Origin of the sequence: Microcoleus sp. C2D2, from assembly GCF_036702495.1 — a bacterium.
Lineage (GTDB): Bacteria > Cyanobacteriota > Cyanobacteriia > Cyanobacteriales > Microcoleaceae > Microcoleus.
In genome coordinates this window covers 48,860-70,587 of the sequence record NZ_JAUBTO010000024.1, presented here as the reverse complement: position 1 = coordinate 70,587, position 21,728 = coordinate 48,860, and the positions used below count along the sequence as shown (strand labels likewise).

The following is a 21,728-nucleotide window of genomic DNA, read 5'->3' as shown; positions in this document are numbered from 1 at the left end:
AGGCTGGTGCCCTGAAGCAGAAACCCAATTAGTGATGATTGGGAATCCCCGCTCCTTTAGGACGGGGTGGATGTCAAGAATACTCTGCCAAGTTGTCAACGCGCTTGTAGCACAGCTCTTTTATGGGTTTACCGATACCTCGAAGACGAAGATCCGCAGGGGATCTGGTCCCAAGTTTTACAGGCTGTGTTCGCCCGAGGGCGGGTTACGGATCAGGTCTCCTGCCCGAACAGGGAACTCCTCGCCGTTGCGCCACATCACGCCATGACCCTTGAGGACTAGGTAGAACTCCTCCTCGTCGGGCCCGTGGCGGTGGCGACCGATCGATGACCCCGGAGGAATCTCTGCCAGGTCAATGAAATGGCATAAGCCACTCGACTGCCCCTCGCGGCACAGACGGGCGAAGCGGATCAGACCCTCGCCCCCATGTGCCTGCGTGTCGGAGAGCGGCACCTCGTCCAGATTGAGCCGATCGAAAAATTGGTCATTTCTGCAGTCAGTGGGGGGACCGTCGGTCATCTCCCTCTTTGCCTCTGGATGTGGACTTGCGCCCCTACAGTTTTGGTCTGACATTGCCTCGAAGGGCAGTAACGCTCGTTCCCAACGCCAATATCCGTAAGCCTTCGTTTCTGAGCTCTGTTTGGGCCCGAAATTTGTTTAAGTCCCGCTAATTGAATAGAAACCAAGCTTGAGGTAGCGATCGCCATTCCCGGAAAAGGAGTCGTCATGAATACTGTAGCGCGGGTACCGCTCGATCGCAGCCAGATCTTCAGACAGCCGGGCGCGAACCTGGGTTCCGACCCAGGTTATGACATGACCCAAGCACCCGTGGTGTTGCCACGGGCGCCCAAGTACCTCTGCCAAGTTGTCAACGCGCTCGTAGCGCAGCTCTTTTATGGGTTTACCGATACCTGGAAGACGAAGATCCGCAGGGTATCTGGTCCCAAGCTCTGGAAGCCGTGTTCGCCCGAGGGCGGGTTACGGATCAGGTCTCCTGCCCGAACAGGGAACTCCTCGCCGTTGCGCCACATCACGCCCTGACCGTTGAGGACTAGGCAGAACTCCTCTTCGTCGGGCCCGTGGAGGTGGCGACCGAGCGATGACCCCGGGGGAATCTCTACCAGGGCAGTTAAGCGGCATGAGCCACTGGACTGCCCCTCCTGGCTCAAAAAGCCGAAGCGGATCAGACCCTCGCCTCCACATACCTGCGCCTCGGAGAGCTGCACCTCGTCCAGGTTGAGGCGATCGAAAAATTGGTCATTTCTGCAGTCAGTGGGGGCAGTGTCGGTCATATCTGTCTTTGCCTCTGGATGATGGTACTTCCGTCTTTTTAGGGTAGGGAGAATAAGATGATTAAACAAACTCCAGTTTCTCAAGTTCGATAAACACATTTATGAACCGTCCTGTAAGCTTATATATTCTCCTAGGCCAAGTATCTCACGTTGATGATGGAGAAATGAAAGAAACAACTCCCGCCACTATGCCTCCTTGCTGGAAAATTGTTTGCGAACCACTCTCAAAACAGGACAAGTTTTAATCATTGATAAGGCAACATTCCATAAACGAGGACGTACCTCTCAAGTGATTGAGGATGCAGGCTGTCAATTACTGTACTTACCCCCCTATTCCCCAGACCTTAACAAAATAGAGCAAAGAAGAGAGAATCGCTTTTCAATTTATTTGGCGGTGCAATCGTCAACTCACTCGACTCTTATCCCCAGGGTAAGTCTAGTACGACTTACCCTGTGGGGATTTCCCTCTGCCTACCTAAAATAGGACTAAGGCCAAAAAATGGTCTGCTCTGCTATTGGTAGTGATAAAGTTCGCAGTGCACAACCTACAGATAAAGTGTGCGCCAGTCCTGTAAAATCTAAAAGCGACTTGTCGCTGCCTTCATAGACCCAGCTCGGTCTCAAATCTAAAATTGATTGATTATGCAAATTGAATGGCAAACCGCCAAAACCTACGAAGACATTCTCTATCACAAAAGTGGCGGCACCGCCAAAATTACCATCAATCGACCTCACAAACGGAACGCTTTCCGTCCCAAAACCGTGCAGGAACTCTGCGATGCCTTTACTGATGCCCGCGAAGACACAAAAATCGGGGTTGTCCTTTTCACCGGTGCGGGGCCTCATACAGACGGCAAATACGCTTTTTGCGCCGGCGGCGACCAAAGCGTAAGGGGTGCGGCGGGATATGTAGACGAAGGTGGCATACCCCGCTTGAACGTGCTCGACTTGCAGAAGTTGATTCGATCGATGCCCAAAGTTGTAATTGCTTTAGTTGCAGGCTACGCAATTGGAGGAGGTCACGTTCTGCACTTAATTTGCGACTTGACGATCGCTGCTGACAATGCTATTTTCGGACAGACCGGCCCAAAAGTCGGCAGTTTCGACGGTGGTTTCGGAGCTAGCTATCTCGCCAGAGTTGTCGGGCAGAAAAAAGCCCGAGAAATTTGGTTCTTGTGTCGCCAGTACAGCGCGCAGCAAGCCCTAGAAATGGGTTTAGTCAACTGCGTCGTGCCCGTCGAACAACTAGAACTAGAAGGGATTCAGTGGGCTGCAGAAATTCTCGAAAAAAGTCCGATCGCGATTCGCTGTTTGAAATCAGCTTTTAATGCCGACTGCGACGGTCAAGCCGGTTTGCAAGAACTGGCGGGAAATGCCACATTGCTGTACTATATGACCCAGGAAGGCGCCGAAGGCAAACAAGCCTTTTTGGAAAAACGGCAACCTGATTTTAGTCAATATCCTTGGCTGCCATAGCTGGATAGAGAAATCAGTTTTTTATGCGCTCCTATTAAAGTAGATGCTGCTGATGGTTATGAGTTAGTAGAGCCGAATGCACCCGATCGTCCAAAAGTGTCAGTATTGATACCAGTTCCCAAAAAGAATGAAACTGCTTTGCCAGATCCAAACCCTGATAGTCATCAGTGATTCCCCAATCGAAAATCGAAAATCGAAAATGGTACGATCTGTCTGCTGCCGACTAACTAAACCGAGACTGCTGCAGCGGATTTTTCGGTTAACGTTGTGCCTGTAAGCTGGCAGGCATGGCGATCGGAAAGAGTGACGGCAGCCGAGTGCAGCGTCAGAGTCGGTTCTTGCCACAGTCCAATTTCTTCTATGTTTTCCCAAGATGCCCCAAAAGGCGAAACCGCTAAAGAACAAGCTTTCCAGTGACTTTGAACAAACCCGCCTAGTAGAGCGCAAACACCCCCGCGTCTCCCCTCAGGGGTATAGTGCCGACAGTGACCACAAGCTGAAGTTAATGAGGTTTGCATAAAAGTTCTTAGGGGAATCATTTTCATCTCTAATTCTCCATTGCAGAGCTAACAGGTGTTAGAGCATCCCAACCTTTATTCTGTATGGGTTGTAGCGATACCCGGAGCATAAGTGAATTTTATAATTTATTTATAATTTCGTTATATATAGAAACAATTAGCTCAGTGCTGGCTCAGATTCTAAGTGTAAACACAGAGTTAAGGTTTATAAAGCGGTCAGGGATCAAGAAGAAGTACAAATGCGGAACGAGTATGAGAGGTTATAAATAAGCGGTATCTCCGGATACCAAAAGCTGCTTAGAGTCTCGGTAAGCAGCCTCAGGGACACAGCAGCAATTAAGTTTTCAAATGAAAAGGAAAAGATAGCTGCCGGCGATCGACAGCAGGCGATCGAGCCCCTGTTGCATTGACGCCAAAAATAGCTAATCCTAAAATAGGCAAGTTTTCAAGCTTCTTGTTTATATCTACCAAAATTTTGGGGTGAGAGCCTCGCCCATAAGCGGGCGAATTTAATTAATCTTAAGAAACCCCTTGAGGATTTGTAGGGCGGCTGTATACTAAGTCAAGGAGGTGAAGCAAGTGTTTAAATTGACGTTGGAATTGAAGTTGAAGCCCACAGTGGCACAAATAGGAGTTTTTGAAGACTGGCTAGAACAGTGTCCGAAGGTATACAACTCGGCCTTGAAAGAGCGCAAAGACTGGTACAACTCACGCAAATGTCAAATTAACTCTTGCTCCAAAAGCTCCGAGTACATTATTCCTGCTGACGGGCCCTTACCGACCTATTCAAGTCAGTACAAGGCTTTAACAACATACAGGAAAACCAGCCCCGCACTGCTGCGAGTAAACGCGGCCCTACTGCAACAAACCCGTTTGAGGTTGGAAAAAAGTTTCGTCACTATGTCGGAGCAAAGCCAGGGGTTCCCTCGGTTCAAAAAACAGGGAACTCTCAGGTCTTGTAACGAACCGCAGTTGGGTACAACTTTCCATCAAGGCAACCGATTTAAACTGCCTGTAATGGATCCGATAAAGTTTTGGCACTCGCGTCCCATCCCCCAGGGTGCAATCGTCAAACCAGCTCGCGTAGTTAGACGGTATACTAGCTGGTACATAATGTTGACATTGCAATGGGATGTCTCAATTCCCGATACTATTCCTCACGGAAATCCCGTAGGAATGGATGTATGGTTGACTAATTTTATTGCAACTTCTAACGGACTTTTAATTAAAAGAACGACATTTTTTTATGAGGCAGAACGCAAGCTTAAATTGCTGCCAAAGCGCGTTACTCGGAAAAAAATCCGATCGAATAAGCGGAAAAGAGCTGCGGGAAAAGTCGCATTGCTGCATAAATATGTTGCAAACAGCCGAAAAGATTGGCATCGCAAGTTGTCACATCAAATCTGTGATGACGCGGGTATGGTGTTTCTCCAAGACCTTAATTTGGTCGGATCCAAAGCGGCGATGTTAGGTAAGCACTGCTGAGATGGTGGGTTTGGGCAATTATTTAACATATTGGAGCAAACTTGCTTCAAGCGCGGTGTATATTTCCAGAAAGTAGATGGCAACAATACGAGCGAAATCTGCCCCAATTGCCTTAAGGAAACAGGCAAAAAAGAGTTGTCAGAACGAGTCCATTCGTGTCACTATTGCGCCTATACAACCGACAGAGATGTCGCAGCCGCACAAGTAGTTCTCAAGCGAGGGCTTGCAGCCGTAGGGCATACGGTCAAGATGCTTGCCTGCAAGTAAATTCATTGGAATCCCTGCGAAGCAAGAATCCCACGCCTTTAGGCCCGGGAGTGTCAAAATCAAAACATTAAAATCAATTCAGAGGCGGTAGGAGTTTTGCTAATGAGTAAGCGTTCTTCGGTTGAATCCCCAAATCATCAATCCTCTTCAACCCCAATCAAGCCTGCTTTGCAAGCAGTCCTGGGGAGTCTGGATGTAAACCTAGAAGCAGAACTGACAAAATACAGAAGGCACAGGCGGCGCGCCGAACAGTGGGTGTCCCCATCAGTTCGTACCGGCAAGCAAACAGCCACAAGCGAGCAACAGCTAGCCCAAAATTTGCCGCAGGCGGCCCAGGAAACCCAGCAGCCGCTGTCCCTGCCCCTATCCCTTGCCGGCATCCAGGGCGATGCCCCGCTAGCAACTACCAGGGGCGGCACAAAACTATCTAGCAGTGCCTTCGCACCCAACAAGTATCTCGAATCAAGCGAAAAACTGATCGAAAGTTTGGACGAGTCAAAAGCCGAGCCTGCGGTCGAACGCAGTTTAGCCGCCAGTCTGTTAACTCCCTTGGGACTGAGTTCGATGCTGCTGTTTCTGCTGTCTTGCACAGCTTTGGGCTACGCAGTCATGTACCCGTCAAGCCTGGCTAAGATGGTCGGGCTGAATCGTTTGCTCGCCCTCCGCGCACCCTCTCCAAGCGACAGTCCCGCCTCTACTGCCATCTCAGATACCCGCACCAAGGAACTGCCGAAAGCTCCCAATCTGGTATCCAAGGAATTTGTCGAGCTAGATTTGAGCACTCTCAGCAATGTCAAGCCGACAGCCAGCCCGATTCTTTCCCCGTCGCCAAAAGCATCAATCCCGCCCACTCCGGCAGCGCCTCCGGGTCCGGGCGCGGCTGTCCCGATTCCGACTGAAGACGGCAACCCGGCCAGAGGGAGAGAACAAGGACTCAACAATCTCAGCACAGCTTTGCTTCCCAGTCCCCGCCCCAGCGCCGCCCAGCCTGTGCCGACACTGCCGACACTGCCTCCAACACCCTCCCCAGCGCAGCCAGCCGCCGCATCCCCGGCGACAGCGTCCCCAGCCGCCGCATCCCCAGCCGCCGCATCGCCGGCGACAGCATCCCCAGCCGCCGCATCCCCAGCCGCATCCCCGCTGGGAAGGCCTGCACGGGCTGCCGACGGTTTCTATTACGTTGTCACCGATTACACCGACGAAAAATCGCTGCAGATCGCCAGGGCCGCTGTTCCCGATGCCTACGTGCGGAATTTCTCAAAGGGTGTCAAGATCCAAATGGGGGCTTTGAACGATGCTGCCTCAGCAGAACTTTTGGTAAAAGAACTCCAAGAAAAAGGGGTGAAGCCGCAATACTATCAGCCATAAATTAGGCAAAGAGTTCAACGAAATCGCCAAATACTTTGCTAAACTTACTCATAGTTAATCTTTACAGGAATCTTCCCTGTGGAAAGTTGCAGAGTTGGGAAAATTAGTTGGAGTGTTAAATAAGTCTAGGCATCGAGACTGTACCCCATCAAACACAACTTTAGCTAGGTCTAAGTATGTTTGCTATCAAACGATAACTCAAATTAAATAATAGAGAAGCGACTTTGATGGCGAAACACGCAGGATTGAGACTGGTTGTTTTTAATATGGGATTGAGTCTTGGGACTCAGATGTATGGCCGCGTCAAGCTTTCAGACTCAAGCGCGACGAACTCAAAAAAGTTTTAACCAATCACGTCAAAAAAAAAACGGGGATTTGCTTGGATGAATTAAGTGTCTAGCCGAGTATACCAAAACGCATTAATTGATTTAAAGGATGCTTTTCATCGGTATCGCTCATCCAAGTGGGTCCATCCCACAGTCGCTAGTGGTCGAGATGGTCAATCTTTTACAGTAGATTCGTCAAACCCAAAGGTTGTACTGAATGCGGGGAATACGATTAAAATTCCTACAGTAGGGACATTCCCAGGTCATGAACCACTGGAATGGGGTTTGGTTTCCCAGACTTTTACCCTATCAAAAGAAGGAGGTCGTTGGTTTGTCTCATTCTGCGTTGACGCGGAGCGCAAAGAAGTCCAACAAACCCAAGAATCAGTAGGTATTGACCTAGGAATTAAAGCCTTTGCTACGATGTCAAAAAATCAAGTTTTTGATGCACTAAAACCGTTAAAGCAAGCGAAAACCAAGCTAGCAATACAAGGTCAAGCTTCAAAACAAGTAAAAGGCTCTAAGAACTAGCGCCCAACCTACAATAAAATGACGCGGATTCACTCGGGGATATTTGGCATTCGTAAGGAGTTATTACACAAGTTGACAACTCCCACAGTTAAAAATTTAAAACTGATTAAGATTGAAGACTTGAAGGTGAAAGGGATGATGGCTAATCATAAACTTGGCTTTGCTATATCTGACCTTGGCTTTTATGAATTCAGGCGTCAACTTGAATATAAGTGCAAGATGTATGGAGCGAGTTTAGTGCTAGTCGAGCGATGGTTTCCTAGTTCTTTGACTTGCTCAAACTGTGGTAACAAACAAGATATGCTACGCTCGTATCAGGACTTATGATTGTTCATCCTGCGGTATGTGGATTGACCGTGATTTAAACGCCAGTATCAACATTTTGAACTGGGAACCCTGGGCTCGAGGGGGATAGCCTACTTATCTTGGGATAGCCGACCACCCAACAGCGTTGTCAGTAAACACTAATTTATCTAAAGTAACTTTGGGTAAGTTTAGATAGGTTTTATGAAGCAGAATTAAACTGACGATCGGCGAGTAGGTTGGGCCTGCGGCACGAACCCTCCGTTTCGCTTCACCCAACATTTGCTCAGTTTTGATGGGTAACGCTCGCGCCCTACCCATCCTAAAAATAATCAGGACGACCTAACTTAGAGGGAATTAAATTTTCAAAATTAAAAATTAAAAAGACGATTGATGAGTTTTCATTTTTAGCTAGCCAGACGGGAATCCCCACACTAATCGAAGCGATATAGTGTGGGATGAAAGGCGCGGTGAGGTGAGGATTCCACTCGTCAACCAATTCAAAACTATGTTTTGATTGGTGAACGGGTGGATGACGAGACGAACAAATTATTTTATTCGACGGGTCTATTTTGTTTTTCAATACACTTTTTTAAACATTTCTGTCACCAGTTGAGATTTGGCAATAAAAATTGACACTTGAGGATAGAAACCTCGCTGCTTGTATAAATAAAATATTCACTCATGCACTTGACATCAAGTAACGTATTCAAGTATATTAACACTAATTGATAAATGGCGACTGCGATTAAATATTTATCACGCAATGAGAACTTCTTACCAGTATCGATTACGTCCAACAAAGTTACAAGCCATTGAGATTGACAGATGGTTGTCAATGTTATGTGCACAGTACAACTATTTGTTGGCAGATCGATTCAACTGGTACGAACAAAATCGGTGTTCCATCAATGCGTGTCCGCTAATTTGCTATTTGCCTGAACAGCGGGACAATCCAGATTACTACACCCAGAAAAAAACGTTACCTCAACTCAAGAAAACTCATCCTTGGTATGCCGAGATTTATTCTCAAGTCCTCCAAGATGCAGTTAAGCGAGTCAAGGTAACGTTTGATCGTTTTTTAAAAGGTGATAGCAATGGAAAGCGTAGTGGTAGACCTAGATTTAAACCAGGTAGTCGTTACCGCACATTTACTTATCCTCAAGTTAAAGACGGCTGTCTACAAAATAACTTAATCAACTTGCCGATGCTCGGAAAAGTTAAAGTTGTTTTACACCGTTCGATACCTGATGGATTCAAGATTAAAACCGTCTCTGTTACCAAAAAAGCTGATGGGTACTATGTGACTCTCAGCTTGGAAGATTCCACAGTCCCTGAGATCAAACCAGATTTCAATCCTCAAAAGATTGTTGGAATTGATGTTGGGCTGAAGGATTTTTTGACAACATCAGAAAACGAGACTGTGGCAATTCCTCAACATTACCGCAAAGCTCAAAAGCGCCTGCGAACCATTCAGAAGCGAGTCTCGCGTCGCAAAAAAGGTAGCAACCGCAGGCAAAAAGCGGTTAAACAGCTAGGGAATTGTCACAAAAAAGTAGCTGATAAACGTAAAGACTTTCATTTTAAAACTGCCAACAATCTATTGAAAAAATATGACGTTGTTGCAGTTGAAGATTTGAATGTTAAAGGACTTGCTCGTACAAAGCTAGCTAAATCTGTGTTGGATGCTGGGTGGTCAAGCTTTCTGTCGATACTGACAAACAAAGCCGTAAATGCTGGTTTGTTGGTAGTCCCAGTAAGCGCTCATAACACTTCACAAGATTGTTCGAGTTGCGGTGAAAAAGTACCAAAAAAACTGCATGAAAGATGGCACGACTGTCCGAATTGTGGATGCAGTCTTGACCGGGACCATAATGCAGCTATCGTGATTAAAAATAGGGCGGTGGGTCATCCCGTCTTTAAAGCTCAGTTAATGTCCGAAGCAATAGCTGGAGTCGCTGAGAAGCCTACACCATACTGTACTCAGTTGGCGTAGGAGTATGTCACTTTTTAATTCTGATTTCTCTGTCTTAATTATAAAGTTGAAAATCGGGAGACGGGCATCATGGGATTATTCGATCGCCTTTGGCGAGTGATTCGAGCCAATATTAACAGTTTGGTCGGGGCGGCAGAAGATCCAGAAAAAATTCTGGAACAGGCTGTAATGGATATGCAGGAAGATTTAGTGCAGCTCAGACAAGCTGTGGCAGGGGCGATTGCAGCTCAAAAACGCACCGAACGCCAGTGTTCCCAAGCTGAGTCTACTGCCGCAGAATGGTACCAGCGGGCGCAGCTAGCTTTGCAAAAAGGCGAGGAAAATTTGGCGCGGGAAGCTCTGACGCGCAAGAAATCTTATCAAGAAACGGCAACGGCGATGAAAGCCAGTCTCGGACAGCAGAACGCTGTTGTGACTCAACTTAAAGAAAATATGCGGGCGCTCGAAAGTAAAATTTCCGAGGCAAAATCTAAAAAAGATATGTACATTGCCCGAGCTCGATCGGCCAAAGCCTCGGAAAGGCTTCAAGAAATGATGGGCAATCTCAATACAGGCAGCGCTTTGAGCGCGTTTGAACGGATGGAAGAGAAAGTCATGCAGCTAGAATCTCGCTCCGAAGCAATCGCAGAACTCGGAACTAACGATTTAGAAAAGAAGTTTCTCTCTCTCGAAGGTGCCGAGGATGTCGATAGCGAGTTGGCGGCGATGAAAGCAAAAATGCTTCCTGGCAACAATACACCCAAATTGCCGTCGGGCGAGCCGCCTGCATCCTGAACCCCAAACAGCAGAACAATAGTTGGGACGAGCAAAAACTTCTCAACAGCCCAGCTAGAGATGGCTCGAAGCCTGTTGGGGAATTCCCGGATCGAAGTTAAACTCAATAGATAGGTGCATGAATAAGCTTGCCTGCACCACTTACTCGATCGCTTTAAACTGGATTTATCTGTCTGCAAAAATTGCCAAAAACTAAATCGCACTAAAAATCTGACCTTTCGTGAATTTCACAACTGCGGGCTAGTGCCTAAAGCCTGCTTTCCGCCTACATCGTACACCTCACCCTGGAAAAATAGCATTATGGGATTATTTGACCGCATTAGCCGAGTCGTCAAAGCCAATCTTAACGATCTGGTCAACAAAGCTGAAGACCCGGAAAAGATTTTAGAACAATCTGTTACGGATATGCAGGAAGACTTGGTGCAGTTGCGTCAAGCCGTTGCCAGCGCGATCGCCACTCAAAAGCGCACCCAGACTCAGTACAATCAAGCTGAGTCTCAGTCTAACCAGTGGCAGCAGCGCGCTCAGCTAGCCTTGCAAAAAGGAGACGAGACTTTGGCGCGGGAAGCGCTGGTGCGCAAAAAGTCTCACGCTGAAACGGCGGCTACCCTGAAAGCCAGTCTGGATCAGCAATCGGCTCAGGTGGAAAGTCTCAAGCGCAACTTGATCGGTTTGGAGAGCAAGATTTCCGAAGCTAAGACTAAGAAGGATATGCTCAAGGCGAGGATATCTGCTGCTAAGGCTCAGGAACAGCTCAACAATTCCATTGGCTCCCTGAATACTGGCAGTTCAATGGCAGCTTTCGATCGCATGGAAGAAAAAGTTTTGCAGATAGAAGCTCGCGCGGGAGCTTCGGCAGAACTGGCGGCCGGCGGCAGCAATTTAGAGGAACAGTTCCGCTTGCTCGAAAGCGGCGGTGATGTTGACGACGAGTTGGCTCAGATGAAAGCTCAACTGACCGGAGGTTCTGTGTCTCAAGGTCAATTGCCTGCAGCGGGTAAAACTGCTGCTCGCAGCTCGGAGTCGAGTCAGGTGATTGACGCTGAGTTGGAAGAGCTGCGATCGGAACTCAATAAAATGTAGTAATTTCTATCAAAATTTACCTATTTCTCCGATCGCAGGTTTGATAGAATGCTCCGCCGACCTACAGCGCTAGCTTGGGGAGGTAGGAGTTTTTTTTAGGGAGCGTTTAATACACAAAACTTTATTTTTGTCAACTATCTTTATGTTTACTTAAGGAATTAAGTCTTTAAAAAAAGTGGTAGAGTAACTTTATTCTTTGCAATTGCGTCGGCCGCGCCCGATCGCAATTGCAAATAACCAGGACTTACGCACACATACCAAAGAAACCGGGTTTTTTACCGAATCTGCGGATCGCAACCTGTGTTTTTTCGTAAAAAAACCCGGTTTCTGGGCCCCGGTGCGTAAGTCCTAATAACTATAAAATATTGCTAATAAGTCATGGCCGTGCAACCTTCTAGAGGCTTTTGTAAAATCAAGTTTTTCAACGCCTTAGCACTTGCTTTTTCAATTGCAGGTATTTGCCCCGTACTGCTAACAGCTCAAAGTGTTGGCGAGTCGATGGAGGCTGCCGACTCAGGGGTGCAAGCGCCAATTTTGAATGATAATTTACCCGATCGAGCAACAGCAGACGATCGCGATCGGCTTCGTGATTTATACTCGGGTTCAGAATTAGATAGAGACAGTAAAGAGCCAAAAAACAACATCCCGGAGTTCGATCGATCGACTGAAACTCAGCCCCCAGAAACTCTCGATCGGTTGCCGAACCGAGGAGAAAACAGACAAGAATTTCCCCTTCCCAACCCGCTGCAGCGAAATCTGCCTCGCCTCCTTGAACCCGCGCCCCCAGAGCCTTTGCCGGAGGCCCAACAGCTTTTGCCGCCTGCTGTTCCCGCGCCGGCACAGCCAGCAGAATTGCCTAACATTCCCGGTACGATAAAGGTCGATCTATTTGAAGTAGTTGGCAGCACGGTCTTTAGCAAGCAAGTATTAGACCCCGCACTCAAAGACTTTGTAGGCCGCCCGCTCACTTTCGCTCAACTGCTGCAAGCTCGTTCTGCTGTGAGCCAACTCTACATCAGCAAAGGTTATATCACATCTGGAGCGCTGATTGGACCGCAAACGCTCACAGGCTCAGTTGTGAGGATATTACTGCTAGAAGGCAAGCTAGAAAGTATAAATGTAGTCTGGACTAGGGGACTGAATTCTAACTAAGTCAGAAGCCGATTAGCCGATTCAACGCCAGGCCCGCTGAACGAACAGCGGATGCGGTCAGCTATGCAACTGCTGCAACGCGAGCCCAGAAGTCGCAAATATTTCAGCGGAACTGCCGACGGGTTCTCGTGCGGGTTTTAATTTGCTGTGAGTCCGAGTCAAAGAAGCAAAGGGGAGAGATGTCTTGGCGGTGCGATCGCGCTTCACTCTGGGAGTGGGAGCATTTGGCGCTACGGTGAGCAGCAGCGGCCCTGACAGTCAATTTTTGGCGTGGCGGGGTCCATGGCAGTACGTGCGGTTGTTGGCTCCCAAGAGGCGGATGGTGGTGCGATCGGAGGTGCTGTTGGCTGTGGGTGAACTTTTGCCGATCGAACAATTGGGTATAGGCGGCTCGGATAAAGTGCGGGGCTACCGTCACGATGCTGTGCTGGCCGATAGCGGGATTTTTGGTTCAGCCGAGTTGTGGTATCGGATTGCGCGCACCGGCGACAAACAAGGAGTTTTGCAGGTAACGCCGTTTGCGGATTTTGGCAAGGTTTGGACAAATAGCGGCCCAAGGGCGACTCTGGAAGCGAATACTTTGCTGTCAGCGGGATTGGGCTTGCGGTGGCAGTACGGCGATAGGTGGAATGCTCGCGGAGGCGGGGGAATTCCTTCGATTGGTCTTAAGTCGAGCGATCGAAGTGGGCAAGAGCGCGGGGTGTATTTTTCTGTAGAATTCAAACCTTTTTAGGAAAGCATTCCTTTTGCCTTTGGCGGAACTGAGCAATTCCGCTATATAGTAATAAGTATCATTTGGCACTCATCTGTAGCTGCCAATAGTGCTTTTTACTGATAATCTTTAAATTAAACTATGTCTAAGGTGCGGTTGCTGCTTTTAAGTTCTTTTGCTTCCGGTTTTGGGCTTTGCTCAATCATTTTTGCGATGTTTACGATGATTTCCCAACTGTCGTTTATGTCTTTTTTTATCTTGGTTTTAACTGTGGTATTTTTTGTAATTAATCTGCTTTTTGCTTTGCATTATTATACATCGATTACAAAGCTGTTGAGTGTGAGAGGTAAAAGGAAAGCTAGAATTTAGCGCCTGTGAAGCAGAAGCGGACAAAGGTATGGAGAGTTTTTTATGGAATTTAAATGGAATCCAGGAAAACCCCTCTGGGTTAGGAAAACTATCTAACTGTAAGTCTTAATTATTTAAGGTGTAATTATTTAGGAGGTGCGATCGTGGTTATTACTCAAACCAACGCGCCAAATCTTCCAGATCCGACAAAGACTCGCTTTACTCCAGATGAATAGCGGGCGATCGAGGAAACTGCCGAAGAACGTCACGAATACTGTAACGGAGAGATTCTCGCTATCTCAGGAGGTTCAGAAGTCTACAGCGCGATCGCCTGTAACTTGTTAATTTACTTGGTTTTTTTGTTGAGAGACACCGATTTTCGCTTGTATAACAGCGATTTGCGGGTTTGGATTCCCGAACATCGGTGCGGAACCTACGCGGATTTGATGGTCGTCAATGGCGAACCAGAATTCAATGGCGATCGCACGGATGAAATTCTCAATCCTTTACTGATTGTTGAGGTTCTTTCGCCATCTACTGAAGGCTACGATCGAGGTTAAAAGTTCAGAAAATATCGCTCTCTTGCTAGTTTTTGTGAATATTTGCTGGTTAGTCAAGCTGAACCCTACATTGAGCAATATTATAATGGCGATCGCCCAAGTAGCGAGCGCTGGCAATGGCAAGTTTGCGATCGGCTCGATCGGGCGATCGTCTACGAAATTGTGAATGGAGAACTAATTGATATGGAAATAGGAGTGCGAAACACGGTTATATTGCCATTATTTTGAGTGCTCCCTTGTTTAACTGCGATCAACGATAAAATTAAACGCGATGTTCGATTCCAGCACCGCTTTCCAGATGAAATCAGGGAATAAGCGATCGCCCGATGTTTCCTTCATGGCAAAAGAACGCCTGCAAGGGCTAGATGAACTCCCGGATCGCTTCCTAGAAGGTGGGCCGGATCTTGGCGTAGAAATCCTTTCTCGTGGCAATACAGTGGCAGAAATTCACGACAAACTCGTAGAATATTTCGAGAATGGGGCGCGTTTAGTCTGGGTGATTCATCCTCAAGAAGGGTATGTGTTAGTTTATCGATCGTCCCAAGAACCCGATCGCCTCCTCAAGTCTACTCAATCCCTAGATGGCGAAGAAATCGTCCCCGGTTTTACTCTCCCGATTGCGGAGTTATTTCAAAAACTGGCTTTTTCAGGAAAGTGCGATCGAAAGAGCAGCATTTCTTATTAGGGTATGGATTTATTGAGTTCTTCCACTAACAAATGTACTGTGGTTGACGGATTATCTTGAACTGGACTTTGACGAGGGTATTGTTTAAGCAGCTTTTTAGAATTTTTAATAGCAATATCTTGCTTATCAATTAATTTATCATAGATGTGTTCGCTGTTTTTTTGATATTTCTTACCCATCAAATTAGTTAATTTATGACAATAATCAGTTCGAGGTATCCCCGTATTCAGAAATTCAAAATGTAGGACGTACCAGAGTTCAAATGCTTCATTAGAATAAGCTACTTTAAAATTTTGATTCTCAGCATTTTGGATGGCATTATTAAAATCTTGTGGTTTCCAATTATCACGATCAAAAACACACCAAACTTGATCGTAATCTTCTAGGCTGTTATATCTCCTTGCACTTTCAACTAGGTTGCTTGGATTCTCTCCAACCCCCTTAACATCTATAACATTCTTTGGAACACGAAAACTCTTAAAGTAGTTAGGTTCTGTCTTTTCTGCTTCACACACAATCAAAAATCTCTGCCTGACTTCCCTCTCGTTAACTTTTCTAGTTGAATATCCGCGAGACTTTTGTTCCCTTTTAGCCATAAAGCTCAACTAATTAAATTATTCAAATTCATAATATATGGAATTGCACCATATTTACCCTTGATATAATCGCTTTCAAAGGAGGCATCATTAGGAATATTATATTCAACCAAAGAATAAAGAGCCGTTGCGCCTTGTCTATTTTTCTCAGTAAACCATATTTGATCCCTACGAAAAATTTTATTGCTGAGCAGATTTGTATCGTGAGTCATAAATATAAATTGTGCATTATTTGGATTTGTATCAGTAGAATTAAATAAGTCAACAATAGCCCGATTAATTAAAGGATGTAATCTGGCATCAAATTCATCAATTACAAGCACTTTGCCGTTACTCAATGTGTCAAATAGTGGGCCTCCCAAAGCAAATACTTTTTTCGTTCCTTCAGACTCTTGTTCCTCTAAGCTAAAGAGTTCCATAGATGTGTGATGCCCGTGACTATCAAATTTTTGATGTAAAGTACCAATTGATGTTGCACTACCGCCACTTTTAACGAGAAATTTCTTAAGTTCATCTGGAAATATGTCTGGCAAAATGTCAGACGTGATTTCCCTCTGTTGTACTTCAACCCCATCAATACCTAAATCCAATTTTCTGATTAAACGTAAAATTTCCTCCTTATTGTTGTCTTCAGCCAAGCATTGCTGCACAGTATCTATTAGATGGTTGTCATCGCGCAAGCCAGAAATAATCTTTAGTTTGTTTGTCAGCCAAGCTAATATTTGCTCTGCAATTTTCACATTGAACTGTGCCGATACAGATAAAAATAAGGCGTTGTCCCTTGTCTTCTCCTGAATACCGTTGGCTTTGTAAGTCTTAGAAACAATGAAATCATGATGGTTACGTTCAAAAAGTTTAGTTTCCCTTTGCTTTGGAACATAAAATAACCATTCCGAAATAACTCTGTCTCGGTTAACTTCAAAGCCATATCTATATTTTTTTTTATTTATTAAAAATACAATTTCAAATAAAGATGGTTTATCTTCAGTTTCTGTACTTAGTCGAAAACGCTCAACACCAATTTTTTCTGTACTTTGAGTTTCTTTAGAGGAATTGACCATAAACCATTTCATAAAACTCAAAGCTTTACCAAGATTACTTTTTCCACTTGCATTTGCGCCGTATATTGCAGCACTTTTAAGTAGTTCGAGTTCATCATCAACGGCAAAGACATTTGCTTCATCAAGATGCTTATCTTTGGCAACAATATTCGCAGCTACCATACTGAAGGTAACTTTCTCTTTGAATGATCGGTAGTTAGAGACACTGAATTCAATAAGCATGGCAAGCTATTGTTTAAAATTAAATATATGAAAAAATCACAAATTTATATTTTAAGCATAACAAGATGTAAACTCAAACGTTAAATTATTAAGATTTTTTTACATTAACTGCTGTCTGAGTTAAGCTGTTGTGCCCCACAAGAAAGCCTATAAAATATTTTTCCCCAAACAAAAAGCGCCCCTATTACTAGGAGCGCTTTTTGTAATCTCAGACTAAAACTTAGCCGTTGATAGAAGGAGCAACCAAAGCTACGGGAGTTGTTTCGCCAGCAGCCAAGTCGAGAGGGAAGTTGTGAGCGTTGCGCTCGTGCATTACTTCCATACCCAAGTTAGCGCGGTTGATGACATCAGCCCAAGTATTGATGACGCGACCTTGCGAGTCGATAATCGATTGGTTGAAGTTGAAACCGTTCAAGTTGAAAGCCATCGTGGAGATACCCAAAGCGGTAAACCAGATGCCGACTACTGGCCATGCACCTAACAAGAAGTGCAAAGAACGGCTGTTGTTGAAAGAAGCGTATTGGAAAATCAAACGACCGAAGTAGCCGTGGGCTGCAACGATGTTGTAGGTTTCTTCTTCTTGACCGAATTTGTAACCGTAGTTCAAAGATTCGGTTTCAGTTGTTTCGCGAACCAAGGAAGATGTTACCAAAGAACCGTGCATGGCGGAGAACAAGCTACCACCGAAAACACCAGCAACTCCCAACATGTGGAACGGGTGCATCAGGATGTTGTGCTCAGCTTGGAACACGATCATGAAGTTGAATGTACCGGAGATACCCAAGGGCATACCGTCTGAGAACGAACCTTGACCTATAGGGTAGATCAAGAATACTGCGGTTGCTGCTGCTACTGGTGCAGAGTAAGCGACGCAGATCCAAGGACGCATACCTAAGCGGTAAGACAGTTCCCATTCACGACCCATGTAGCAGAAAATGCCGATCAGGAAGTGAAATACTACCAATTGGTAAGGGCCGCCGTTGTACAACCACTCATCGAGGGAAGCTGCTTCCCAGATTGGGTAGAAGTGCAAGCCGATCGCGTTAGATGAAGGAACAACAGCACCTGTGATGATGTTGTTACCGAACATCAAGGAACCTGCAACAGGTTCGCGGATGCCGTCGATGTCCACTGGAGGAGCAGCGATGAAGGCGATGATGTAGCAGATGGTGGCAGTTAGCAAGGTAGGAATCATCAAGACGCCGAACCAGCCTACATAAATGCGGTTGTCGGTGGATGTGACCCAGTTGCAAAACTGTTCCCACAGGTTGGCGCTTTCGCGTTGCTGTAAGGTTGTTGTCATTTGCTTATGATTGCTTTATTTGGTTTTCAATGTTCGTGACGGCTTTGTGTTCCGCCATGTAAATAAACATAAAGCTTTTATTTCAGTTTGTAAAGGACTTTTAAGCACATTTTTTCTTATAATTATCATAAGCTAGGCTTATTAAAAGCCAGAAGGCTTGCTGTATAGGGAGTTTAAAAACAGAAGGCGGAATTTGTGGGCGATCGAACGAGAAGAAGAATGCTCATAATCTACCGGGGCAACGAGATTCGGCACTGGCGTCCGTGTTAAGATAGATGAAGGGTTGCGATCGCCAACCGCAAAACTCGCACTGCACAGATATATGTTGTTGCGCAAGTCCGATCGATAAAAGTCCCAACGAATGTCCCGCACCGTCACCTACAGCCCTGCTTATACTCTGGTTCCCACTTACGAGTGTTTTAACCGCTGCACCTATTGCAATTTTCGGGCAGAACCCCTGCAAAGTCCTTGGCTGTCACTACCATCCGCCGAAAAACAGCTTTTGCTGTTGCAAACTCAAGGTGTAATTGAAATTCTCATCCTCAGCGGCGAGGTACACCCTCACAGTCAGCGGCGAAAAGCTTGGTTGCAGCGGATTTATGATTTGTGCGAACTCGCACTTGCTCTGGGATTTTTGCCCCATACTAATGTGGGGCCGCTCAGCTTTGAGGAGATGGCACAGTTAAAAAAGGTCAATGTATCGATGGGGCTGATGCTAGAACAGCTTGCCCCACATTTGTTACAAACTGTTCACCGGCACGCACCGAGTAAAGTGCCTGCGCTGCGGCTGCAACAGTTAGAATGGGCTGGGAAATTAAAGATTCCGTTTACAACTGGTTTGCTGCTGGGAATTGGGGAAAGTGAGGCCGATTGGATTGAGACATTAAAGGCGATCGCCCGGATTCATTCGCGTTACAATCACATTCAAGAAGTTATTCTCCAGCCACACAGTCCGGGAAATCAGCAAAGTTGGGACGGTGAAGTTTTTGATTCTACAAAAATGCCGGAAGTTATTGCGATCGCCCGCAGCATTTTACCATCTGAAATCAGGCTGCAAATTCCGCCAAATTTAGTTGCACAGCCAGACATATTGCTGGCTTGTTTAGAAGCAGGTGCTAGAGATTTGGGAGGAATTGGGCCGCGGGATGAAGTTAATCCCGATTATCCTCACCTGCAACATCAAACTTTAACAGAAATTTTAGCAGCATCGGGATGGCAACTCGTAAAGCGTTTGCCTGTTTATCCTCAGTACGATAAGTGGCTGCCGCAGACATTGCAAAGTGCTGTCAAACACTGGAGAGCCAATCGATTTTAGATTTTAGATTGAAGAATTGAAGAATTGAAGAATTGAGCCTAGTGATCAATCCGGGGGTTCCAAACCAAATTGCTTGATAGTCAGTCAATCGATTTTAGATTTTCGATTTTCGATTTTCGATTGAACAATTGAGCCTACTGATAAATCCGGGGGCTGGTGACCAAATTGCTTGATAGTCAGTCAATCGATTTTAGATTGAAGAATTGAAGAATTGAGCCTAGTGATGAATGCGGGGGCACCGGACTAAATTGCTTGATAGTCAGTCATTAATTATGGGTAATGGGTAATTGTAGCAACATTCTTTAAATTGCTGCTATAGAGATTTTAAATCAAAGAACCGCCCCCATCAATCCACACTTCAGTACCTGTGATAAAGCTGGACGCATCGGACACTAAAAATAAAACTAATTGGGCGATTTCTTCGCTAGAACCGGGGGTATTATCCGTCAAAGGAATCAGGTCTTGAATGGCATCAGGCTCGAGTGGAATGTCATCAAGATTGCGCTTAACCGTACTCTCCCCAATGTCAGTCTCCACCGCGCCCGGACAGATAACATTGACTCTGATTTTGCTGGGAGCAAGTTCTAGCGCCAGCATTTTCGCTAAAGCTACTTGGGCCGCTTTGCTGGAAGAGTAAGCTGTGGCGCCAACTTTCTTGAAACTTCTGGTGCCATTAATCGACGATGTAATGACAATCGAACCTCCTTGTTTTTTCAGATAAGGAACAGCATACTTAACAGCCAAAAATGTTCCTCTGAGGTTAGTATTAATTGTCTTGTCCCACTCTTCGGGTTCTATCTCTTCTATCGGCGACCATACACCGTTAATACCTGCATTTGCCAAGACAATATCAATTCTTTGATATTCATCAAAAATGGTTTGAAATGCCTGTTGCATTTGCACAGAATCGGCCACATCTGCTGCAACAGCTAGCCCGCAGCCTCCTTCATCGACGAACTGGCGGACGGTTTCTTGCGCGGTTTCTAAAGTGCGATTGATAATAGCAACTTTTGCGCCTTCCTTGGCCATTAAAATTGCTGCTGCACGACCAATTCCCGACCCTCCGCCAGTAATAACGGCAACTTTTTGTGAAAGTTTCATAATTTTTTATGTAAAATTACATTATACACGATCGCATAGCAGAAAAATATGACTAGAGAGAGAGCTTTAGTCCTAACTATAGATAGATTTTAGTTATCAAAAATATGAAAGCAAAAAGTAAAAAGATATCTTGCTTTTTACTTTTTGCCGTTAAGACAGTCGTTACGGCTGCCGAACCCAGACAGAAACAGCACCGGCGTTACACCTAAAATCAGCTCAACCATCCTCATTAGTTGCGATCGCTTCGATGTATTGACAACAGAATGTAAATTTGATAAAAAATTATTTTAGGCAAAGCGAAAAATATTAATGGGGTGGCGATTGTGCGGCAACTCGCTCAACTCTGGTGTTCCAAGTACCGTCGATCGCCAATTCAAGCAATCTAAATCCCGGCGGGATTTCGTCAACTACAATCGCATGGCTTTTGGGTAAAAGTTGGAGGCAGGTACTGGGCGTTCCCAAGTAGGAAACTCCGCTTCGCTGTTGGTGAAATTCTTGGTGAATGTGGCCGCAGAGGACAATTTTGATTTGAGGATATCGATCGACAATTGCCAAAAATTCATCGGCATTGTGCAGCATCATTCCATCCATTATTTCAGAGTCGATCGGCAGCGGATGGTGGTGCAAGGCAATGATAACAGGTCGATCGCCCGTTTGTTGCAGTTGAGAGTCGAGCCAATGCAAGCTTTCTGGGGAAAGCCGCCCGCCGTCGCATCCGGCTTCCACACTCGAAAGTAATAGAAATTGCCAGTTTCCTAGCATCCATGATTTTTCAGGGGAAAGGGGCGACTGATTTAAGATTTCTGCTATGACTGGGATGTTGTCGTGGTTCCCAGGTATCCAGTAGGCGGGAATTCCGAGGGGGGCGATGAGGGAGACTAGGCGCTGGTAGGATTCGGGTGTTTCGTCTTGGGACAAGTCGCCTGTGAGTAGGAGTAAGTCGGGCGGCGGCTGTATCTGTTGCAAGCGATCGAGAACTGCTTGGAGGGTGCGGGTTGTTGAGAGGCCTTTCCATTCTCGATCGAGCTCTGCAAACAAGTGAGTGTCGGTGATTTGGGCGACGAGTACGGGAGAAAGGGGTGTCATGGCTGGTGTTGCGGGTCGTTGCTATAGTTCTAGATTACCTTCCCACAAGGGTTTTGGGGATAGGGGAAAAAAGGGCGATTCCCTACCCTTGGGGAACCCAGGCGCGATCGGGATAGCTGCGCTTTACGAAATTTTTGACAGGTATGTTAAAATTTTCGAGATTTGGTG

27 protein-coding genes and 1 pseudogene are annotated in these 21,728 nt (G+C 46.0%); 17 read left to right on the top strand and 11 right to left on the bottom strand.

Going from position 1 to position 21,728, the window contains the following annotated elements; genetic code table 11:
* Nucleotides 1–177: 177 nt before the first annotated feature.
* Nucleotides 178–519, bottom strand: a complete 342-nt coding sequence (locus QUB61_RS10935) for a cupin domain-containing protein (RefSeq protein ID WP_333133829.1) — start codon at nucleotides 517–519, stop codon at nucleotides 178–180.
* Between the two features lie 374 nt (nucleotides 520–893).
* Nucleotides 894–1,292: a cupin domain-containing protein gene (locus QUB61_RS10930; protein ID WP_333133830.1), complete on the bottom strand. Its 399-nt coding sequence runs from the start codon at nucleotides 1,290–1,292 to the stop codon at nucleotides 894–896.
* Between the two features lie 178 nt (nucleotides 1,293–1,470).
* Between QUB61_RS10930 and QUB61_RS39840 the strand changes: the two are divergent.
* Nucleotides 1,471–1,653: pseudogene (locus tag QUB61_RS39840) on the top strand (transposase); the annotation flags it as partial.
* A gap of 281 nt (nucleotides 1,654–1,934) precedes the next feature.
* Complete coding sequence (gene menB / locus QUB61_RS10920; protein WP_006635932.1) at nucleotides 1,935–2,768, top strand: 1,4-dihydroxy-2-naphthoyl-CoA synthase; 834 nt, start codon at nucleotides 1,935–1,937, stop codon at nucleotides 2,766–2,768.
* Nucleotides 2,769–2,995: 227 nt separating this feature from the next.
* Here the strand turns inward: menB and QUB61_RS10915 are convergent, their stop codons facing one another.
* Both QUB61_RS10915 and QUB61_RS10910 read right to left on the bottom strand, forming a co-directional pair.
* Entirely contained in the window at nucleotides 2,996–3,286 is a 291-nt protein-coding gene (locus QUB61_RS10915; protein ID WP_333133831.1) for a hypothetical protein, read from the bottom strand.
* 336 nt (nucleotides 3,287–3,622) lie between these two features.
* On the bottom strand, nucleotides 3,623–3,757 hold the full coding sequence (locus tag QUB61_RS10910; protein WP_333133832.1) for a hypothetical protein: 135 nt from the start codon (nucleotides 3,755–3,757) through the stop codon (nucleotides 3,623–3,625).
* 108 nt (nucleotides 3,758–3,865) lie between these two features.
* On the opposite strand from QUB61_RS10910, the gene QUB61_RS10905 reads away from it, so the two are divergent.
* From QUB61_RS10905 to QUB61_RS10880, 6 genes are all read left to right on the top strand, one after another.
* Nucleotides 3,866–4,771 carry a transposase gene (locus tag QUB61_RS10905; RefSeq protein ID WP_333133833.1) on the top strand — a complete coding sequence of 302 codons (906 nt, stop codon included), beginning with the start codon at nucleotides 3,866–3,868 and terminating at the stop codon, nucleotides 4,769–4,771.
* A 30-nt stretch (nucleotides 4,772–4,801) separates the two neighbouring features.
* Nucleotides 4,802–5,038: a zinc ribbon domain-containing protein gene (locus tag QUB61_RS10900; protein WP_333133834.1), complete on the top strand. Its 237-nt coding sequence runs from the start codon at nucleotides 4,802–4,804 to the stop codon at nucleotides 5,036–5,038.
* 102 nt (nucleotides 5,039–5,140) lie between these two features.
* Nucleotides 5,141–6,406, top strand: coding sequence for a hypothetical protein (locus QUB61_RS10895; protein WP_333133835.1), 1,266 nt, complete (start codon nucleotides 5,141–5,143; stop codon nucleotides 6,404–6,406).
* 392 nt (nucleotides 6,407–6,798) lie between these two features.
* Complete coding sequence (locus QUB61_RS10890; RefSeq protein ID WP_333133836.1) at nucleotides 6,799–7,263, top strand: transposase; 465 nt, start codon at nucleotides 6,799–6,801, stop codon at nucleotides 7,261–7,263.
* 18 nt (nucleotides 7,264–7,281) lie between these two features.
* Complete coding sequence (locus QUB61_RS10885) at nucleotides 7,282–7,590, top strand: zinc ribbon domain-containing protein (RefSeq protein ID WP_333133837.1); 309 nt, start codon at nucleotides 7,282–7,284, stop codon at nucleotides 7,588–7,590.
* 16 nt (nucleotides 7,591–7,606) lie between these two features.
* A complete protein-coding gene (locus QUB61_RS10880) occupies nucleotides 7,607–7,678 on the top strand; it encodes a hypothetical protein (protein ID WP_333133853.1) in 72 nt (23 codons plus the stop codon).
* A 210-nt stretch (nucleotides 7,679–7,888) separates the two neighbouring features.
* Here the strand turns inward: QUB61_RS10880 and QUB61_RS10875 are convergent, their stop codons facing one another.
* Complete coding sequence (locus QUB61_RS10875; RefSeq protein ID WP_333133838.1) at nucleotides 7,889–8,149, bottom strand: hypothetical protein; 261 nt, start codon at nucleotides 8,147–8,149, stop codon at nucleotides 7,889–7,891.
* 183 nt (nucleotides 8,150–8,332) lie between these two features.
* On the opposite strand from QUB61_RS10875, the gene QUB61_RS10870 reads away from it, so the two are divergent.
* The 8 genes from QUB61_RS10870 to QUB61_RS10835 all read left to right on the top strand — a co-directional run bounded on the left by QUB61_RS10870 (nucleotide 8,333) and on the right by QUB61_RS10835 (nucleotide 14,876).
* On the top strand, nucleotides 8,333–9,562 hold the full coding sequence (locus QUB61_RS10870) for a transposase (RefSeq protein ID WP_333133839.1): 1,230 nt from the start codon (nucleotides 8,333–8,335) through the stop codon (nucleotides 9,560–9,562).
* 69 nt (nucleotides 9,563–9,631) lie between these two features.
* Nucleotides 9,632–10,336 (top strand): PspA/IM30 family protein, encoded by a 705-nt coding sequence (locus QUB61_RS10865; protein ID WP_333133840.1) that lies wholly within the window; start codon nucleotides 9,632–9,634, stop codon nucleotides 10,334–10,336.
* A 300-nt stretch (nucleotides 10,337–10,636) separates the two neighbouring features.
* Nucleotides 10,637–11,419: a PspA/IM30 family protein gene (locus QUB61_RS10860; RefSeq protein ID WP_333133841.1), complete on the top strand. Its 783-nt coding sequence runs from the start codon at nucleotides 10,637–10,639 to the stop codon at nucleotides 11,417–11,419.
* Between the two features lie 384 nt (nucleotides 11,420–11,803).
* Nucleotides 11,804–12,571, top strand: coding sequence for a POTRA domain-containing protein (locus tag QUB61_RS10855; protein WP_333133842.1), 768 nt, complete (start codon nucleotides 11,804–11,806; stop codon nucleotides 12,569–12,571).
* Nucleotides 12,572–12,761: 190 nt separating this feature from the next.
* The gene (locus QUB61_RS10850) at nucleotides 12,762–13,304 is read left to right on the top strand and encodes a ShlB/FhaC/HecB family hemolysin secretion/activation protein (protein ID WP_333133843.1); all 543 of its coding nucleotides are present in this window, start codon (nucleotides 12,762–12,764) and stop codon (nucleotides 13,302–13,304) included.
* Between the two features lie 569 nt (nucleotides 13,305–13,873).
* The gene (locus QUB61_RS10845; protein ID WP_333189939.1) at nucleotides 13,874–14,191 is read left to right on the top strand and encodes a Uma2 family endonuclease; all 318 of its coding nucleotides are present in this window, start codon (nucleotides 13,874–13,876) and stop codon (nucleotides 14,189–14,191) included.
* Between the two features lie 42 nt (nucleotides 14,192–14,233).
* Nucleotides 14,234–14,419 carry a hypothetical protein gene (locus tag QUB61_RS10840; RefSeq protein ID WP_333133845.1) on the top strand — a complete coding sequence of 62 codons (186 nt, stop codon included), beginning with the start codon at nucleotides 14,234–14,236 and terminating at the stop codon, nucleotides 14,417–14,419.
* Between the two features lie 43 nt (nucleotides 14,420–14,462).
* Nucleotides 14,463–14,876, top strand: a complete 414-nt coding sequence (locus QUB61_RS10835) for a Uma2 family endonuclease (RefSeq protein WP_333133846.1) — start codon at nucleotides 14,463–14,465, stop codon at nucleotides 14,874–14,876.
* Here QUB61_RS10835 and QUB61_RS10830 read toward each other — a convergent pair.
* The 4 genes from QUB61_RS10830 to QUB61_RS10815 form a co-directional block, all read right to left on the bottom strand.
* On the bottom strand, nucleotides 14,873–15,472 hold the full coding sequence (locus QUB61_RS10830; protein ID WP_333133847.1) for an RloB family protein: 600 nt from the start codon (nucleotides 15,470–15,472) through the stop codon (nucleotides 14,873–14,875). The genes QUB61_RS10835 and QUB61_RS10830 overlap by 4 nt on opposite strands.
* 5 nt (nucleotides 15,473–15,477) lie before the next feature.
* On the bottom strand, nucleotides 15,478–16,695 hold the full coding sequence (locus QUB61_RS10825; RefSeq protein ID WP_333133848.1) for an ATP-binding protein: 1,218 nt from the start codon (nucleotides 16,693–16,695) through the stop codon (nucleotides 15,478–15,480).
* Nucleotides 16,696–16,975: 280 nt separating this feature from the next.
* Nucleotides 16,976–18,058 carry a photosystem II q(b) protein gene (psbA, locus tag QUB61_RS10820; RefSeq protein WP_333133849.1) on the bottom strand — a complete coding sequence of 361 codons (1,083 nt, stop codon included), beginning with the start codon at nucleotides 18,056–18,058 and terminating at the stop codon, nucleotides 16,976–16,978.
* Between the two features lie 141 nt (nucleotides 18,059–18,199).
* On the bottom strand, nucleotides 18,200–18,430 hold the full coding sequence (locus QUB61_RS10815; RefSeq protein WP_333189937.1) for a hypothetical protein: 231 nt from the start codon (nucleotides 18,428–18,430) through the stop codon (nucleotides 18,200–18,202).
* On the opposite strand from QUB61_RS10815, the gene cofG reads away from it, so the two are divergent.
* Nucleotides 18,420–19,373, top strand: coding sequence for a 7,8-didemethyl-8-hydroxy-5-deazariboflavin synthase subunit CofG (gene cofG / locus QUB61_RS10810; RefSeq protein WP_333130083.1), 954 nt, complete (start codon nucleotides 18,420–18,422; stop codon nucleotides 19,371–19,373). The genes QUB61_RS10815 and cofG overlap by 11 nt on opposite strands.
* 324 nt (nucleotides 19,374–19,697) lie before the next feature.
* Here cofG and QUB61_RS10805 read toward each other — a convergent pair whose 3' ends face one another.
* Together QUB61_RS10805 and cpdA are read right to left on the bottom strand one after the other, a co-directional pair.
* Complete coding sequence (locus QUB61_RS10805) at nucleotides 19,698–20,474, bottom strand: SDR family NAD(P)-dependent oxidoreductase (protein ID WP_333130085.1); 777 nt, start codon at nucleotides 20,472–20,474, stop codon at nucleotides 19,698–19,700.
* Between the two features lie 306 nt (nucleotides 20,475–20,780).
* Nucleotides 20,781–21,560, bottom strand: a complete 780-nt coding sequence (gene cpdA, locus QUB61_RS10800; RefSeq protein ID WP_333130087.1) for a 3',5'-cyclic-AMP phosphodiesterase — start codon at nucleotides 21,558–21,560, stop codon at nucleotides 20,781–20,783.
* Nucleotides 21,561–21,728: the final 168 nt, after the last annotated feature.